General features: G+C 72.0%; 13 protein-coding genes. 4 read left to right on the top strand and 9 right to left on the bottom strand.

Features of this window, described 5'->3' with window-relative positions; all coding sequences use genetic code 11:
• Window positions 1-170: 170 nt before the first annotated feature.
• Complete coding sequence (locus ACIBK8_RS27570) at window positions 171-2,096, top strand: N-acetylmuramoyl-L-alanine amidase (RefSeq protein ID WP_399044558.1); 1,926 nt, start codon at window positions 171-173, stop codon at window positions 2,094-2,096.
• 113 nt (window positions 2,097-2,209) lie between these two features.
• Here ACIBK8_RS27570 and ACIBK8_RS27575 read toward each other — a convergent pair whose 3' ends face one another.
• Window positions 2,210-2,932, bottom strand: coding sequence for a L,D-transpeptidase family protein (locus tag ACIBK8_RS27575; protein WP_399044559.1), 723 nt, complete (start codon window positions 2,930-2,932; stop codon window positions 2,210-2,212).
• Between the two features lie 256 nt (window positions 2,933-3,188).
• Complete coding sequence (locus ACIBK8_RS27580; protein ID WP_399044560.1) at window positions 3,189-4,685, bottom strand: DHA2 family efflux MFS transporter permease subunit; 1,497 nt, start codon at window positions 4,683-4,685, stop codon at window positions 3,189-3,191.
• 148 nt (window positions 4,686-4,833) lie between these two features.
• On the opposite strand from ACIBK8_RS27580, the gene ACIBK8_RS27585 reads away from it, so the two are divergent.
• On the top strand, window positions 4,834-5,511 hold the full coding sequence (locus ACIBK8_RS27585; RefSeq protein WP_399044561.1) for a TetR/AcrR family transcriptional regulator: 678 nt from the start codon (window positions 4,834-4,836) through the stop codon (window positions 5,509-5,511).
• A 46-nt stretch (window positions 5,512-5,557) separates the two neighbouring features.
• On the opposite strand, the gene ACIBK8_RS27590 is transcribed toward ACIBK8_RS27585, so the two are convergent.
• From ACIBK8_RS27590 to asnB, 4 genes are all read right to left on the bottom strand, one after another.
• Window positions 5,558-6,517, bottom strand: a complete 960-nt coding sequence (locus ACIBK8_RS27590) for a pirin family protein (protein WP_399044562.1) — start codon at window positions 6,515-6,517, stop codon at window positions 5,558-5,560.
• Window positions 6,518-6,536: 19 nt separating this feature from the next.
• A complete protein-coding gene (gene ddaH, locus ACIBK8_RS27595; RefSeq protein ID WP_399044563.1) occupies window positions 6,537-7,313 on the bottom strand; it encodes a dimethylargininase in 777 nt (258 codons plus the stop codon).
• 47 nt (window positions 7,314-7,360) lie between these two features.
• A complete protein-coding gene (locus ACIBK8_RS27600) occupies window positions 7,361-7,750 on the bottom strand; it encodes a GntR family transcriptional regulator (RefSeq protein WP_399044564.1) in 390 nt (129 codons plus the stop codon).
• Between the two features lie 184 nt (window positions 7,751-7,934).
• Complete coding sequence (gene asnB / locus ACIBK8_RS27605; RefSeq protein ID WP_399044565.1) at window positions 7,935-9,785, bottom strand: asparagine synthase (glutamine-hydrolyzing); 1,851 nt, start codon at window positions 9,783-9,785, stop codon at window positions 7,935-7,937.
• Between the two features lie 224 nt (window positions 9,786-10,009).
• On the opposite strand from asnB, the gene ACIBK8_RS27610 reads away from it, so the two are divergent.
• Entirely contained in the window at window positions 10,010-10,936 is a 927-nt protein-coding gene (locus ACIBK8_RS27610) for a GNAT family N-acetyltransferase (protein ID WP_399044566.1), read from the top strand.
• Window positions 10,937-11,148: 212 nt separating this feature from the next.
• On the opposite strand, the gene ACIBK8_RS27615 is transcribed toward ACIBK8_RS27610, so the two are convergent.
• A complete protein-coding gene (locus ACIBK8_RS27615; protein WP_399044567.1) occupies window positions 11,149-13,368 on the bottom strand; it encodes an NADP-dependent isocitrate dehydrogenase in 2,220 nt (739 codons plus the stop codon).
• Window positions 13,369-13,735: 367 nt separating this feature from the next.
• Here ACIBK8_RS27615 and ACIBK8_RS27620 point away from each other — a divergent pair, with 367 nt between their 5' ends.
• Window positions 13,736-14,794 (top strand): lytic polysaccharide monooxygenase, encoded by a 1,059-nt coding sequence (locus ACIBK8_RS27620; protein ID WP_399044568.1) that lies wholly within the window; start codon window positions 13,736-13,738, stop codon window positions 14,792-14,794.
• Window positions 14,795-15,033: 239 nt separating this feature from the next.
• On the opposite strand, the gene ACIBK8_RS27625 is transcribed toward ACIBK8_RS27620, so the two are convergent.
• Together ACIBK8_RS27625 and ACIBK8_RS27630 are read right to left on the bottom strand one after the other, a co-directional pair.
• Entirely contained in the window at window positions 15,034-15,519 is a 486-nt protein-coding gene (locus ACIBK8_RS27625; protein ID WP_399044569.1) for an NUDIX domain-containing protein, read from the bottom strand.
• 78 nt (window positions 15,520-15,597) lie between these two features.
• Window positions 15,598-16,059 carry an Lrp/AsnC family transcriptional regulator gene (locus tag ACIBK8_RS27630; RefSeq protein ID WP_227050922.1) on the bottom strand — a complete coding sequence of 154 codons (462 nt, stop codon included), beginning with the start codon at window positions 16,057-16,059 and terminating at the stop codon, window positions 15,598-15,600.
• Window positions 16,060-16,105: the final 46 nt, after the last annotated feature.

Genomic DNA, 16,105 nt, shown 5'->3' on the forward strand with positions numbered 1-16,105 from the left:
TGATCTGATGTCACCGGCGCCGAGAACCTCTCCGTCGAGGTGGTCACCGCGCACTTCGGCGTGCCTGCGCCGGTTCTGGGCGCCATCCCCCCTATCCCGGTGCGCAGGGCGCTCCATGACGCCCCCTCTGTCGAAGACGCCTTGGCACCGTTGCACCGAAGGGAAGATCTTTGCACAAGCGAAAAGTAAAGCGCTGGCTGCCGGCGGCAGTACTCGGCGGCACCCTCGCCGCAGGCGCTTTCGCTTTCCTGCCCTCCTTCGCTCAGGCACAGAACGAGGACGACGCCAAGGCGTCGAGCACCCAGGCCGATTTCGCCGCCGCCGCAGCGGAGTTCAAGGTTCCGCTCGCCGTTCTTCTGGGCGTCGCCCACGAGGAATCCGGCTGGCAGCAGCACAGCGGATACAGCAACACCGGCGGCTGGGGCCTGATGAACCTCACCGACGTGACGCCGAAGATGGTGGCCGGCGGCTCCGCGGGCGCGGCCGGGCGCTCCGACCTCGGCTCGTTCACCGACCACCCCGAAATGCACACCCTGCGGACCGCGGCCAAGCTGACCGGCGTCCCGGCCGACCGGCTCAGGAAGGACCGCAAGGACAACATCCGCGGCGGCGCCGCCCTGCTCGCCGCGTACCAGAAGCAGCTCACCGGCGGCACATCCGACGATCCCTCGCAGTGGACCGCCGCCGTCGCCAAGTACAGCCGCCTGACGGACAAGAAGGCCGCCACGTCGTACGTCGACAAGGTCTTCGCCACCATCACCTCCGGTGCGCGGCAGAAGTCCGCGCACAGCCCCTCGGTCACGATGCAGGCCGAGCCCGCCGCGAAGCCGGTGGCCGGTCAGCTCGGCAAGCTCAAGCTGAAGGACACCCCGTCGCCCCAGGCCGAGTGCCCTCCGGAGATGACCTGCCGGTTCATCCCGGCGGCGGCGTCCAACGGCCAGGTCTCCGACCGCCCGGCCAACGGCATCAAGATCAATCAGATTGTCCTGCACACCACCGAGGGCTCGTACGAGAACGCGATCAAGACCTTCCAGACCGCGGGAGGCGCCTCGTCGCAGTACGTGATGAAGTCGGCGGACGGTTCGGTCACCCAGATGGTGCCCAACAAGGACGTCGCGTTCGGTGACGGCAACTACGACAGCAACCTCCACGCGATCCAGATCGAGCACGAGGGCTTCTCCGCCCACGGCGCCGACTGGTACACACCGGCCGTGTACGAGCAGACGGCCACGCTCGTGAAGTACCTGGCGGCCCGGTACCACGTGCCGCTGGACCGCCAGCACATCCTCGGTCACGACAACGTGGCCGGCCCCTCGACCGACACCGTCTCCGGCATGCACTGGGATCCGGGCAACGGCTGGGACTGGACCCGTTTCATGCGGGTGCTCGGCGCCCCGATCGACGACGGTCCCCGCGGCGTCGGCCCGATCGGGACCGCGGTGACCATCACCCCGGGCTTCGAGGAGAACCAGCAGACCCACACCGTCTGCCCCGACGACGACCCGTCCGGCGCCGTCAAGAGCTGCGGCCCGGTGACGGCACCGTCGAGCGCCCTGTTCGTGCGCAGCGCCCCCCGGGACGACGCGCCGCTCCTCCTCGACCCGGTCGTGCACGGCGGCAAGGACGAGACCAGCGGCACCGACCGGGTCTCCGACTGGAGCACCACCGTCCAGGCCGGCCAGAAGTTCGTCGTCGCCGACCGGCAGGGCGACTGGACGGCCATCTGGTTCGACGGCCAGAAGGGCTGGATCCACAACCCCGGCGGGAAGAACACGACACCCGCCGTGGGGGCCCACCTCATCAAGGCGGGCGGCGCCACCGCCGCACCCGTGTACGGCACCGCGTACCCGGACCCCGCCGAGTACCCCAAGGGCATGTCCCCCTCGAAGCAGACCCCGCTGACGGGGAAGAACTACGCGATCCCGGCGGGTCAGAGCTACGTCGCCGAGCAACCGCCGGTCGAAAGCGAGGACTTCTCGCCGTCCGACGGCACGGTCGTCAAGGGCGCCAAGCACTACTACACCGTCCAGTTCAACCACCGGTACGTCCTGGTGAACGCCGCTGACGTGACGGCCACCAAGGCCGCGCGGCACTGACCCCCACGCGGCACACGCGGACGCCCGGGACCAGTTGGTCCCGGGCGTCCGTATATTGCTGCCGCCCTTGCCGCACCCCGGTCTCCCGGGCCGGGCGCCACAGGCGGCGCCGCTCAGGTGCCGGACTTGCGCCCGTAGACGTACACGTCATCGCCGACGGACAGCAGCTTCCAGTACGCCTTCGCGTCCGCCGTCCGCATGTTGATGCAGCCGTGCGAGCCCGGCGCCGACCAGACGCTGCCGCCGATCGCGTGGAACGCCTCGCCCCCGTCGAAGAACTGGGAGTACGGCATCTTGCTGTGGTACAGCGACGACACGTGGTTCTTGTGCCGCCAGTAGACCCGCTGGAGCCCGGTGCGCGTCTCGTCGCCGTTCCGGCCGGTCCGTACCGGGACCGGGTGCTTGACGAGGTGGCGGCCGTCCTGGATCCAGCTGATCTGCCGGGTCAGGTCGACGCACGCGATGCGCCCACGGTTGGTGGGGCACCGGCCCGCGCGGTTCGGGTTCTTCCACGCGCTCCGCTGCTTCTTGACCACCTTCATCACCTTCCAGGTGGCCGGCCCCGCGTAGCCGTACTGCGGGTAGACGCCGTGCGCCACCTGGAACGACCGGATCGCCCTGCAGTCCCCTGCCGACTGCCGGCCGTCGGCCTTGCGCCCCAGGAACTTCTCGGCCTGCTTCTGGTACGGGCCCCGAAGGCCACCGCACCAGGACGAGGAAGCGGAAGCGGCCTGCGCGGGCACGGCCTGAAGCCCGGCCAGCAGCGGCGCCAGCACCACACCCGCTATGCCGTACGCGGCCACCCGGCCCCGGCGGCCCGTTCGAGAACTCGTCATGTAACCCACCCTCGACTAGACGCCCTGCGGGCGTACTTGGCGTGCCTTCACGGTTGCGCGGAGTGAGGCGATGACGCCTGCACCGTCCGCCGGACGCCACAGTAGACCGTTATGTGGCGCCCAACCGGTACGTGGAAGATTTGTCGGCCAAGACCGAGAGAGCGACACAGCCGCCGCCCGGCCCGGCCGTGCCCCGCGGGCAGAGGATTACGGATTCCCCTTCCTTCCCCGGAGCCGGGACGACGACGTGGGAACGTCAGCTCACCGGGGACGTGGGTTTCCCGCCGCGCTCCGCCTGCCGCTCCCCGGCCGGCGCGTCGTCCGGCGCTGCGTCCTGCGCCTCGGGGCGACCGGGAAGCAGCGGTGCCGCGGCGACGATGACCAGGGCGACCGCGAACACGAACCCGTAGACGACCTGGAACCCTCCGATCCCCGAGCCGACGTCCGCCGCGGGGCCCGTGCCCGTGCCGGTGACCGCCAGGATCAGGGCGACGCAGGCGACACCGAGCGCACCGCCGAGCTGGTTGAGGTTGTAGACGACGGAGCTTCCCTGCGCCACCTTTTCCGGCGGCAGTGTCCGGTACAGCGACCCCATGGTCGGCGCGCCGACGCCGCCGAGACCCGTACCGATGGCGAACACGGCCAGGGCCGACCACACTTCGCTGCGGTCCGGGCCGATGCGGGTGAGGGCGACCGCCCCGAACGCCGCCAGGAGCGCTCCCCCGCGGACCAGGCTGCGCGGACCCAGCCGGTCGCTCAGCCGTCCGGCGAGGGGCATGGCGAGCGCCGAGCCCAGTCCCAGGGGCGCCACCAGCAGGCCGGCCGCGCGGGCGCCGTGCCCGTGCAGCACCTGGTAGTACAGCGGCAGCGCGAACAGCCCGGCGAAGGTGGCCAGTCCGACGAGTCCCTGGACGGTGACGCTCGCGGCGAAGCTGCGGCTGCTGAACAGCCGGACATCGATCAGCGGTTCGCGCCGTCGGACGCGCAGCGCGTGCAGCACGTACCCGGCGAGCAGCACGATCCCGCCGATCAGGGGGATGAGCACGGACGGCGCGTCCAGCCGAGCCTGCTCACCCGCCTGTGTGAGGGCGAGCACGATCGCCGCGAAACCGGGGGCCATCAGCACGGCGCCGATGAGGTCGAGCCGGGCGGCGGGCTTCCTCCCGGCGGGCGCACCGGCCGGGATCACCCGCAGGGCGAGCAGGACGGCCACGATCCCGATGGGCAGGTTGATGGCGAACATCGAGCGCCAGCCCAGCGATTCGAGGACGACTCCACCCAGGACGGGGCCGAGCACCGGGCCGAGCGAGAGGACCACACCCATCATGCCCATCACGCGTCCCGCCCGGCTCGCTCCCGCCGCACGGGCCAGGATCACCAGGACCAGCGGGTCGACCACGCCGGCGCCGACGCCTTGGACGACGCGGAAGGCGACCAGGCTCCACAGGTTCCAGGCGAGCGCGGAGGCGAGTGAGCCGGCCAGGAACAGCACAAGTCCGAACAGCCAGAGCTTCTTGACGCCGAACCGGCCGACGGCCCAACCGGTGACCGGGATGGTCACGGTGAGCGCCAGCAGGTAGCCGGTCGAGGCCCAGCTGACGGCACTCAGTGTGGTGTGGAACTCGTCGGCAAGGGTGTCGGCGGCGACGGTGACCATGGTGCTGTCGAGGATCCCCATGATCCCGCCCAGCAGGGTGACGCCGATGAGCCGTAACAGCCCCGCGTCCAGGCGGTCATCTCTGACTTGAGACATCACTTTCCCACTCCGTCGAGCGCGGCACGCACACGCCGCTGAACCAGGCGGTTCAACTTAACGACCCGTCGGGTCCGGCTGCAACCAGTCAGCCCACATTTTTGAACCGCACGGTTCATTCAGGGGAGCGAGGCGATATGGTAGTGGGGTGAACCGACCCAAGACCCCAGCCACGGCCTCGGAGTTGAGCGGGCGTGCTGTGCCGCGCGGGCGCGTCGACAAGCGGCAGGCGATCCTCGAAGCCGCGTTCAAGACGTTCGCCCGCGAGGGATACGGGCAGTCCTGCGTACGGGAGATCGCAGCCGAGGCGGGCGTGGCCAAGCCCACCATCTACAACCACCTCGGCGACAAGGAGACCCTGTTCCGCGAGGCGATGCGGGCCGCCGCCGGTCGCACGGTCGGCCAGGGCCTGGCGGCACTCGACGCGCTGCGGGACGTGCAGGGCGACGTGCGCGCCGGACTGGAGGACGCCGGTCACCGGCTGCTGCTGCACCACTGCGATGACGAGTCCCAAGCCCTCCGCCGGCTGCTGCACGCCGAAGCGGCCCGTTTCCCCGAACTGCTGGAGCTGATCCAGCAGGAGGGGGCCCGGCGCCTCCACGACGCCCTCGCCGACCGCCTGGCGCGCCTCGCGCTCTCCGGCCGACTGCACACGGACGACCCGGACCTCGCAGCCGAACAGTTCCTCGCGCTGCTCACAGGACCGATGGAGCTGCGCTCCCGCCTCGGCACCCGCAAGGTCCCCGACGCCGAACTGCGGGCGGTCGGACGGTCCGCGGTCGACACCTTCCTGCGCGCCTACGCCCCCCGACCCGTGGACGCGTAACCAGGGCCCCGCCCCCGGGCGCAGCGGCCCAGGATCTCACCCCGGCTCAGCGCACCCGCCCCCGCGCCTTCAACGCCACCGCCGGGAGTTCGGGGGCGGCCAGCCGGGCGCCGTCGTAGCCGTGGACGGTGCCGAAGCGGGAGCCCGTCATCCAGTCGGTGCGGGCCTCTTCGATGTCCTGCTGGGTGCGGCCGATGAAGTTCCACCACATGACGATGTCCTCCTCGAAGGGCTCGCCGCCGATGAGGAGCAGGCTGCTGTCGGAGGTTGCCCGCAGCGGCAGTTCGCTGCGACCGCAGCCGAGGTAGAGGAGGGCGCCGGGGGCGAGCCGGACGCCGTCGATGGTGGATTCGCCGGAGATGGTCAGCGCCGCGTACTCGAAGTCGGGTTCGAGGGGCAGCCGGGTGTCGGTGCCTGCGGCGAGGGTGAGGTCGGCGCCGGCGAGCGGGGAGTACGTGGTGCCCGGGGAGGTGGCGCCGGCCAGTTCGCCGAGGATGACGGTGGCGGTGAGGCCGCCGCCGGTGATCACCGGCAGGTCGTCGTGGTGCTCGAACGCCGGTGCCGCGTCGCGGTGTTCGCCGGGGAGCGCGACCCAGAGCTGGGCGCCGTGCAGCAGGGGCGCGTGGCCGCGCGGGGACTCCTCGGAGTGGGCGATGGCCCGGCCCGAGGTCATCAGGCCCAGCTCGCGCGGGCGTACGGTCTGGAGGCTGCCGAGGCTGTCACGGTGCAGCACCTCGCCCTCGCGCAGCCAGCTGACCGTCTGGAGACCCATGTGCGGGTGCGGCGGCACCTGCATCCCGGGCTCGTCGGCGATGTCGTCGGGACCGTAGTGGTCCACGAAGCACCAGGCGCCGACCATCCGCCGGCCGAGGTTGGGCAGCAGCCTCCGGACGACCGTGCTCTCGCCGAGTGGCACCTGCTTGCCGGGCTGGACGTCGCGGACCGGGCCCGTGCGGCCGTTCCCCCCGCACAGGTTCGCCGCGGGCTTGAGATCGAGGTTGCTCATACCGTCACGATATGCGCGGTCAGGCGTACAGCTCGCGCAGGCGTACGGACAGGCATGTCACGCAGCCCTCCAGCTTCTCGAACTCGCCGATGTCCACCGGAACCGGCTCGTATCCCAGGTCGGCGAAGAGTTCGGCGCTCCTCGGCGCGTCGGCCGCCATCAGCAGTTTCCCGCCGCCGAGCAGGACGACATGGGCGCCGGACTCCTCCGGGACGGGCAGGAAGCGCGGGAAGGCGGCCGGGTCGTCGACCAGCGGCGGGTGGCCGATGACCGTGCCGTCGGGCAGGGCGGTCACCGCGGACTTCAGGTGCAGCACCTTGCTGACCGGCACGGCGACCACGCGGGCCCCCAACGGCTCGAAGGCGGCGCGGAGTTGGCGTACACCGTCGGCGTTGGTCCGGCCGCCGCGGCCGACGAATACGGTGTCGCCGATCTTCAGCACATCGCCGCCGTCGAGGGTGCCGGGCGCGCGGATCTCGTTGACGGAGCAGCCCAGCGCCCGCACGGCCTCCCGGGCCGCGTCGATCTCGGGCCTGCGGGTGTCCGCACCGGGGCGCGTCAGCAGCGCGACGTTGCGGAAGACGACCATGGTGTCCTCGACGAACACCGCGTCGGGGCAGTCGTCGGCGGCCGGCACCTCGGTGACGTGCCAGCCGTGCTCGCGCAGCGTCAGGACGTAGGTCTCCCACTGGCGCAGCGCCAGGGCCACGTCCACCGGCCTGCGGTCGATGTGGGTGACGAGTCCTTCGGCGAGGCGGGGGCCGGGTCGACGGACGAGGGCGTGCCGGCTGGGCATACGGGGCTCCTCCTGGGGCGCTGGGTGCGGGCGGGGCGGACGGGGTGTCAGCCGTCCGTGTCGTAGACCGCGCGCAGGGCGTCCTCGACGGCGGCGAGGGCGGCCCGCCGGTCGAGGCCCAGGCGGTGGGCCCGCCGGGCGTAGCCTGCGGCAGCCGCGGCGGCTTCCTTGTCGGCGGCTTCGCCCGCAGCCGCGATGAAGCTGCCGTTGCGGCCCCGGGTCTCGATCACGCCGTCGGATTCCAGGGCCCGGTAGGACTTGGCGACGGTGTTGGCGGCCAGACCCAGCTCGTCGGCGAGGCCGCGTACCGTCGGCAGCTTGTGGCCGACCGGCAGCACACCGGTCCTGGCCTGCTCCGCGATCTGGGCGTGTACCTGCTCGAACGGTGCGTCGGCCGCCTCCGGGTCGATGATGATCTGCAGTTGCTGCGGTGACACGGCGGGCGCTCCTGACGGTGGTGGTGCGCGGTTTTGTGGCACCCATTGTGCGCCAGGGGCGTCCGCCGTGCCGCTACCGGGGAAGCCGGGAAACCGGCCCTCCCGGGGAGGGCGGCCCGCGCCCCTTCGGGGGAAGGTCGGGGGCGGGCCGCCCGGCGGATGCCCGGTGGTCCCGGGCGTCGGCTCACAGGTCCAGTGACGTCCCCGTGGTGCGCAGCCAGGCGTCGAGCCCCAGGATCAGCTCGGCGCCCGGACGGATGTCGCTCGTCGCGCCGTCCGCGGTGGCCTCCGCGGCGGCGGCGTCGTCCAGCAGCGGCTGCACGGGGGCGTTCCGGTCGGCCGCCAGGTCCTTGAGTTCGGCGCGCAGGGCCTCGTTGTAGCGCGGGTCCTGGGTGCTGGGGTAGGGGCTCTTGACCCGGTCGGCGACCAGGTCGGGCAGTACGTCGCGGGCGGCGGCGCGCAGCAGCGACTTCTCGCGGCCGTCGAAGGTCTTCATCGACCACGGGGTGTTGAAGACGTACTCGACGAGGCGGTGGTCGCAGAACGGGACGCGGACCTCCAGGCCGACGGCCATGCTGGCCCGGTCCTTGCGGTCGAGGAGCACCTGCACGAAGCGGGTCAGGTGCAGGTAGCTGATCTCGCGCATCCGGCGCTGGAGCCCGGTGTCGCTGTCCAGGTACGGGACCTCGGCGAGCGCCTCGCGGTAGCGGCGCTGTTCGTAGCCCTTGAGGTCGAGCTTGTCGAGCAGGCCGTTGTCCAGCAGCGCCTCGCGGGTGGCGTTGCCGCCGGCGAACCGGCCCGACACGCCGGCCGCGATCCAGGGGAAGGTGTCGGCGTGGACGGCCTCGGGGTCGTGGAACCAGCGGTAGCCGCCGAACACCTCGTCGGCCGATTCGCCGGACAGGGCGACCGTGGACTGTTCGCGCACCGCCTTGAAGAGGAGGTAGAGCGAGGTGTCGCCGTCACCGAAGCCGTTGGGCAGGTCGCGGGCGGCCAGGACGGCGGCGCGGTGGCCGGGGTCCATCAGGGCGGCGGTGTCCAGGACGATGTCGTGGTGGTCGGAGCCGACGTGCTCGGCCAGCGCGTGGGCGTACGGGCCGTCGGGGGTGCCGCGCAGGTCGTCGGCCTTGAAGTTCTCGGTGTAGCCGGTGAAGTCGACGGCGAACGAGCGGACCGGGCCGATGCCCTGGGCGGTCAGCGCGCGGGCCGACAGCGCGGTGATGACGGACGAGTCGAGCCCGCCGGAGAGCAGGGTGCACAGCGGCACGTCGGCGATGAGCTGGCGGGCGACGATGTCGTCGAGCAGCTCGCGGATGCGCGCGACGGTGGTGTCGAGGTCGTCGGTGTGCTCGCGGGCTTCGAGCGCCCAGTAGCTCCTGACGGACACGCCGTTGCGGCTGACGCGGACGATGTGTCCGGGCCGCACCTCGTGCATGCCCTTGAAGACGCCGTGTCCTGGGGTCTTGGTGAAGGTGATCAGCTCGGCGAGGCCCTCGGTGTCGATGGCGGGCCGCACATCGGGGTGGGCGTTGATCGCCTTGGGCTCGGAGCCGAAGAGGACACCGTCGGACGTGGGGAAGTAGTAGAGCGGCTTGATGCCCATCCGGTCGCGTATGAGGAGGAGTTCCTCGGTCCGCGGATCCCACAGGGCGAAGGCGTACATGCCGTTCAGGCGCTCGGCGAACGCCTCGCCCCACTCCAGGTAGGCGTGCAGGACGACTTCGGTGTCGCTGCTCGTGCGGAACGCGTGCCCCAGGGTCTCCAACTCGGCCCGCAGTTCACGGTAGTTGTAGACCTCGCCGCTGTAGGTCGTGACGATCAGGGTGCGGCCGTCGTGCTCGACGGACATGGGCTGCTTGCCGCCGTCGATGTCGATGACGGCGAGGCGGCGGTGGCCGAACGCGGCGTGGGTGTCGAGCCAGATCCCGGCGGCGTCCGGGCCGCGGCAGGACATGGTCTCGGTCATGGCATCGAGGGTGGCGCGCTCGGTGGTGAGGTTACGGTCGTAGGAGATCCATCCGGTGATTCCGCACATGTTCGCGGCTCCTCCTTCGTCGGCAGCGGGCCGCCGCATCCCGGCTGCGGTCCGCGGTGATCACCGTACGCCCAGATAGTTGCAAGGGCCACCTATACTGGATCCGGACCGTCCGGAACCGGCCACCGGGCCTCCGCTCCCCGGGAGATCACGTACGGGCCGCCCGCCGGACGCCCGGAAAATGGGGAGGCACCGGGACACGGCGGGGCGTACTGTCCGCGCCCATGACGCTCACCTTGCGCGACTTCCGGCCCTCCGACGCCAAGGCCGTCGCCGACCTGCGGCGCGCCGTACTGCCCCATCTCATCTTCACCCCGCAAGGCATCGCCTGGCATGTCGCGAACGCCGCTCCCGCACAGCGGCTGCGGCTCTTCGTCGCCGTCCTGGACGGCCGGGTGGTGGGCTCTGTGACCTGCGGACTCGTCCACGACAGCAGCGTCACGGGGCAGGCCGTCGCGACGCCCTGCGTACACCCAGGCCACCGGCGCACGGGCATCGGTGGTGCGCTGCTGAGCGCCACCGAGGAGCATCTCACCGCGGTCGGCGCCGAGCGGGTCTTCGCCTGGGCGAACGACACGGCCGCCGCCGACGCGTTCGCCGTACGCCACGGCTACCGCCGCACCCGCCCGGCCCGCTTCCTGCGGCTCGGCCTGGCGGACGCCGCGCTGCCGCCGCCCGGGGAACTGCCGCCCGGCGTCCGGCTGCACACCGGCGCGGACTTCGGCGCCGATCCGTACCCGCTCTTCCGCGCGGACGCCGAGGTGACGGCCGACGAACCCGGCGACGTCGCCGGCGACGCCATGACGTACGAGGACTGGCTGCGGCACACCTGGGAGCACCCGGACAACGACCTGCACCTCACGTCCGTGGTGACCGTCGACAGCGAGATCGCGGCCTTCAGCCTGGCCACCACCGACGGCGCCGGCCGCTACTCCTCCGCGATGACCGGCACCCGGCGCGCGTTCCGCGGTCGCGGCCTGGCCCGGCTCGCCAAGACCGACTCCCTGCGCCGCGCCCGGGACGCCGGCTGCACCGAGGCGTTCACCGGCAACGACGCCGCCAACACCCCGATGCTGACGATCAACCGAAGCCTCGGCTACCGGACCTGCGCCACGGAATGGCGCTGCGTCCGCGAACTGCCGCGCGGCTGAATCCCGCCGTCCGCATATCCGGCGCCAGAGGGTATTTGGGGGTGAAGCGGGCGGGGGTGGGACCAAGGCGATGGGGCCAAGGCAGTGGGTGCGCGGCCCCATACGGGAGAACGGGTCCGCCCCGGCGGGAAGGTATCCCAGCCGGGGCGGAACGGGTGCGGGCACGGGGCGGGCGCCGGGCGGGCGCCCCTCCTGTGCCGGCTGCGGTGGCGTCAGCCGAGGGTGGACAGCGCCTGGTTCAGCGTCTGCGACGGGCGCATCACGGAGACCGCCTTGGCCGCGTCGGGCTGGTAGTAGCCGCCGATCTCGGCCGGGGAGCCCTGCACGGCGATCAGCTCGTCGACGATGGTGCGCTCCTGCTCGACCAGCGTCTTGGCGAGCTGCGCGAACGCCTCGGCGAGCTGCGTGTCGTCGGTCTGCTTGGCCAGCTCCTGGGCCCAGTAGAGGGCCAGGTAGAAGTGGCTGCCGCGGTTGTCGATGCCGCCCAGCTTGCGGCTCGGCGACTTGTCCTCGTTGAGGAAGGTGCCGGTCGCACGGTCCAGGGTGTCGGCGAGCACCTGGGCGCGGGCGTTGCCGGTGGTCTGCGCGAGGTGCTCGAAGCTGACGGCCAGCGCGAGGAACTCGCCCAGGCTGTCCCAGCGCAGGTAGTTCTCCTTGACCAGCTGCTGGACGTGCTTGGGCGCGGAGCCGCCGGCGCCGGTCTCGAACAGGCCGCCGCCGTTCATCAGCGGGACGACGGAGAGCATCTTGGCGCTGGTGCCCAGCTCCAGGATGGGGAACAGGTCCGTCAGGTAGTCACGCAGGACGTTGCCGGTGACGGAGATGGTGTTCTCGCCGCGGCGGATGCGCTCCAGGGAGAACGCGGTCGCCGCCTCCGGGGTCATGATCTCGATGGTCAGACCGTCGGTGTCGTGGTCGGCGAGGTACGTCTTGACCTTGGCGATCAGCTGCGCGTCGTGGGCGCGGCCCTCGTCGAGCCAGAAGACGGCCGGGTCGCCGGTCGCGCGGGCGCGGGTGACGGCGAGCTTGACCCAGTCCTGGATCGGCAGGTCCTTGGTCTGGCACATGCGGAAGATGTCGCCGGCGCCGACGGCCTGCTCCAGGACGGCGTCGCCGTTGCCGTCGAGGACGCGCACGGTGCCGGTCGCGGGGATCTCGAAGGTCTTGTCGTGGCTGCCGTACTCCTCGGCCTTCTGCGCCATCAGACCGACGTTGGGCACCGAGCCCATGGTGGCCGGGTCGAAGGCGCCGTTGGCGCGGCAGTCGTCGATGACGACCTGGTAGATGCCGGCGTAGCTGCTGTCGGGGATGACGGCGAGGGTGTCGGCCTCCTGGTCGTCCTTGTTCCACATGTGCCCGGAGGTGCGGATCATCGCGGGCATGGAGGCGTCGACGATGACGTCGCTGGGCACGTGCAGGTTGGTGATGCCGCGGTGCGAGTCGACCATCGCCAGCTCGGGGCCGTCGGCCAGCTCGGCCTCGAAGGACGCCTTGATGGCCGCGCCCTCGGGCAGCGCCTCGGCGCCCTTGAGGATGCCGCCGAGACCGTCGTTGGGGGTGAGCCCCGCGGCGGCCAGCACGTCGCCGTACTCGGCGAAGGTCTTGGGGAAGAAGGCGCGCACGGCGTGACCGAAGATGATCGGGTCGGAGACCTTCATCATCGTGGCCTTGAGGTGCAGCGAGAAGAGGACGCCCTCGGCCTTGGCGCGGGCGACCTGCGCGGTGAAGAACTCGCGCAGCGCGGCGACGCGCATCACGGAGGCGTCGACGACCTCGCCCTTGAGCACAGGCACCGACTCGCGCAGCACGGTGGTGGTGCCGTCGTCGCCGGTCAGCTCGATGCGGAGGGCGCCGTCCGCGGCGATGACCGCGGACTTCTCGGTGGAGCGAAAGTCGTCCACACCCATGGTCGAGACGTTCGTCTTGGACTCGGCGGTCCAGGCGCCCATGCGGTGCGGGTGGGCCTTGGCGTAGTTCTTGACCGACGCGGGGGCGCGGCGGTCGGAGTTGCCCTCGCGCAGGACCGGGTTGACGGCGCTGCCCTTGACCTTGTCGTAACGGGCGCGGACGTCCTTGTCCTCGTCGGTCTTCGGGTCGTCCGGGTAGTCCGGAAGCGCGTAGCCCTGCTCCTGGAGCTCGGCGATGGCCGCCTTGAGCTGCGGGATGGACGCCGAGATGTTCGGCAGCTTGATGATGTTGGCCTCGGGCGTCTTGGCCAGCCGGCCCAGCTCGGCGAGGGCGTCGTCGATGCGCTGGTCCTCCCGGAGGCGCTCGGGGAAGCTCGCGATGATCCGGCCCGCGAGGGAGATGTCGCGGGTCTCCACAGCGACTCCGGCGGTCGAGGCGTAGGCCTCGACGACCGGCAGGAACGAGTAGGTCGCCAGGGCCGGCGCCTCGTCGGTGTGGGTATAGATGATGGTCGAGTCAGTCACCGGGTGCTCCGCTCCACGTCTGCAACATTGCTTGACGTCAAGATATCTCGTGACGGCCCCTCTCTCGACAGGGCCCTGCCCACGGCGACGCCACCCTCAGGTCACCGCGGCCCGCCCCCGGCACCGCCGCGGGCCGCCGGGGGCGGAACCTGTGCCGCCGCTTAGCCCCGCCTTAAAGGCGCCATAAGGATCGGCCCGAGCGCGCTTTCCGGCCCGAACGGGCTGGTCGGCGTGGCTAGCGTGCTGCTCGCAAGGCGGGGCGCGGACCTCGGCGGTGTGCTCCCGGGCCGGCCAGGCCACCCGCATCCCGACCCCCCACCGCGCCCGCCTTGCGCCCCGGCACCAGGCACCTGAAGGAGACCCGCAGATGACCGCTCGTCGCAAGGCCACCGGGATCGCGCTGACCGGCCTCGCCCCGCTCGCCCTCACCGTCCTGTCGGCGGCACCGGCAGTCGCGCACGGATCGATGGCGGACCCGGTCAGCCGGGTCTCGGCCTGCTTCGCCGAAGGGCCGGAGAGCCCGCGGTCCGCCGCGTGCAAGGCCGCCGTGCAGGCCGGTGGCCCCCAGGCGCTCTACGACTGGAACGAGGTCAACATCCCGGACGCGGGCGGCCGGTCGAAGGAGATCATCCCGGACGGGAAGCTGTGCAGCGCGGGCCGCGACAAATACAAGGGGCTTGATCTGCCGCGCGCCGACTGGCCCGCGTCCCCGCTGGCGGCCGGCACCCACACCTTCCGCTACAAGGCCACCGCCCCGCACAAGGGCACCTTCCAGCTCTACCTCACCAAGGAGGGCTACGACCCGGCGAAGCCGCTGACCTGGGCGGACCTGGAGTCCACGCCGTTCGCCGAGGTCACGAACCCGGAGCTGAAGAACGGTGACTACGTCTTCGACGGCAAGGTGCCGGCCAGGAAGGGCCGCCATCTCGTCTTCAGCGTCTGGCAGCGCTCGGACAGTCCGGAGGCGTTCTACACCTGCTCGGACGTCGTGTTCGGCAAGGACGGATCCGGCAAGGGAGGGAAGGACGGCGCGGGCAGGGCGGGCGGGGCGCAGGCGCCCACCGACACCCAGATCGCGGCCGGCGCCGGGCACTCGACCGTCGACCACCACGGGCACGGCGGCACCGACACCGGCACCGGCACCGGCACCGGCACCGGGCAGGAACACCCCGCCGGTGTCCACAAGATGCCGCACGACGACGGCACGGACACGGCTACGGACGCGGCCACGGCCACGGCCACGGACGGCAACGCCCCGCGGACCGACGGCGGCGGTGCCCGCCCGGCCGGCGGGCAGCGGCTGGCCGAGACCGGCGGCGACTCCAGCGCCACGCCGCTCGCGCTCGGCGGCAGCGCGGTGCTCGCGGCGGGCGCCGCCTTCCTGTTCACCGCCAACCACCGCAGGGCGGTCCGCAGGCGCGGCTGACGCGTCGCCGCCCCTCATGGGCCCCGGGCTGCGGCCCGGTCCGCCGGGCGCCGACCGCTCCGGCCCCGGCAGCGTGGCCCCCCCCCCCGGCCGGGGGGGGGGGGCCCCCCCCCGCGGGGGGGGGGGGGGGGGCCCCGGGCGGGGGGGGGGGGGGGGGGGTTGGGGCCCCCCCCCCCCCCCCGTCCCCCACCACCCCGCCGTCCCGCCGTCCCGCCGTCCCGACTCCCGGGCGACCCGCCTCATTCCGGGGGCCGCGCCTCCCCCTCCAGGCGGTCGGCCAGCCGTTCCAGGAAGACCCGCTGGCCCGCCACCAGGCGCCCGCGCGCCACGTCCGGTGTGCACCACTCCACCCGGTCGATCTCCGGGAAGCTGCGCAGTGTTCCGGAGCCGCGCGGCCAGGGCATCTCGAAGGTGCCCGGCACGATCAGGGCGGGATCGAGGTCGCTCTCGACCGCCCACACCGTCACGGTCTTGCCGCCCGCCTGCCGGGTGTCGCCCAGCGGAAGGTACCGGCCGCCCGGCGGCGGCAGCCCCAGTTCCTCCTCGAACTCCCGCCTGGCCGCGGCCTGCGGCTCCTCCGGCGGTACGTACTCGCCCTTGGGAACGGACCAGGCGCCGGCGTCCCTGCGGGCCCACAGCGGACCGCCCATATGGGCCAGGAGCACTTCGACGCCGGAGCCGCCGACGCGGTAGAGCAGCAGTCCTGCACTGCGTTTTCCCGCCATGGGACCAGTCTGGGACACGGCCGCAGCGGGCGCCGGTCACGGCCGGTCCGTGCGGCCCGCCGCCACGGGCTCCACGGGCTATACGGGCGGCAGCGGTTCGACGACGTCCGTGGCCACGTGCTGGTAGATGACCGAGCTGCGGCAGTCGACGACCTCGCGGCGCTTGAAGACCTGATCCATCAACAGCGCGTGCAGCCGGTCGACGTCCGGGACGGCGACGTGCACGAGGAAGTCGTCGCCGCCCGCCACGACGTAGACGCTCAGCACCTCGGGCAGCGAGGTCAAGAACGCCTTGAAGCGCTCGATGACCTCGCGGTTCATCGGGCGGATGCGGACCGTGAGCAGGGCCTGCACCGGGCGGTTGAGCGCCCGCAGATCGACCGTGGCGCGGTAGCCGGTGATCACGCCGCGGGCGCGCAGCGCGCGGACCCGCTCCAGGCAGGTGGAGGGGGCGATGCGCAGCGTGCGGGCGAGATCGCGGTTGCTCTGCCGTGCATCGCGCTGCAGTTCGCGGACAATCGCCGAATCAATGTCGTCCATGCCGCCCCATGGTGCCCTATACACCGAATTTCGTTCGGCAAGCGCT

This window comes from Streptomyces sp. NPDC050161 (assembly GCF_044460025.1).
GTDB lineage: Bacteria > Actinomycetota > Actinomycetes > Streptomycetales > Streptomycetaceae > Streptomyces.

Excerpts from the sequence above, each read along its gene's own strand:
- asnB (WP_399044565.1), bottom strand. The coding sequence starts at position 9,785 with ATGTGCGGAATCACCGGATGGATCTCCTACGACCGTAACCTCACCACC.
- ACIBK8_RS27610 (WP_399044566.1), top strand. The coding sequence starts at position 10,010 with ATGACGCTCACCTTGCGCGACTTCCGGCCCTCCGACGCCAAGGCCGTC.
- ACIBK8_RS27580 (WP_399044560.1), bottom strand. The coding sequence starts at position 4,685 with ATGTCTCAAGTCAGAGATGACCGCCTGGACGCGGGGCTGTTACGGCTC.
- ACIBK8_RS27630 (WP_227050922.1), bottom strand. The coding sequence starts at position 16,059 with ATGGACGACATTGATTCGGCGATTGTCCGCGAACTGCAGCGCGATGCA.
- ACIBK8_RS27575 (WP_399044559.1), bottom strand. The coding sequence starts at position 2,932 with ATGACGAGTTCTCGAACGGGCCGCCGGGGCCGGGTGGCCGCGTACGGC.
- ACIBK8_RS27625 (WP_399044569.1), bottom strand. The coding sequence starts at position 15,519 with ATGGCGGGAAAACGCAGTGCAGGACTGCTGCTCTACCGCGTCGGCGGC.
- ACIBK8_RS27620 (WP_399044568.1), top strand. The coding sequence starts at position 13,736 with ATGACCGCTCGTCGCAAGGCCACCGGGATCGCGCTGACCGGCCTCGCC.
- ddaH (WP_399044563.1), bottom strand. The coding sequence starts at position 7,313 with ATGCCCAGCCGGCACGCCCTCGTCCGTCGACCCGGCCCCCGCCTCGCC.
- ACIBK8_RS27590 (WP_399044562.1), bottom strand. The coding sequence starts at position 6,517 with ATGAGCAACCTCGATCTCAAGCCCGCGGCGAACCTGTGCGGGGGGAAC.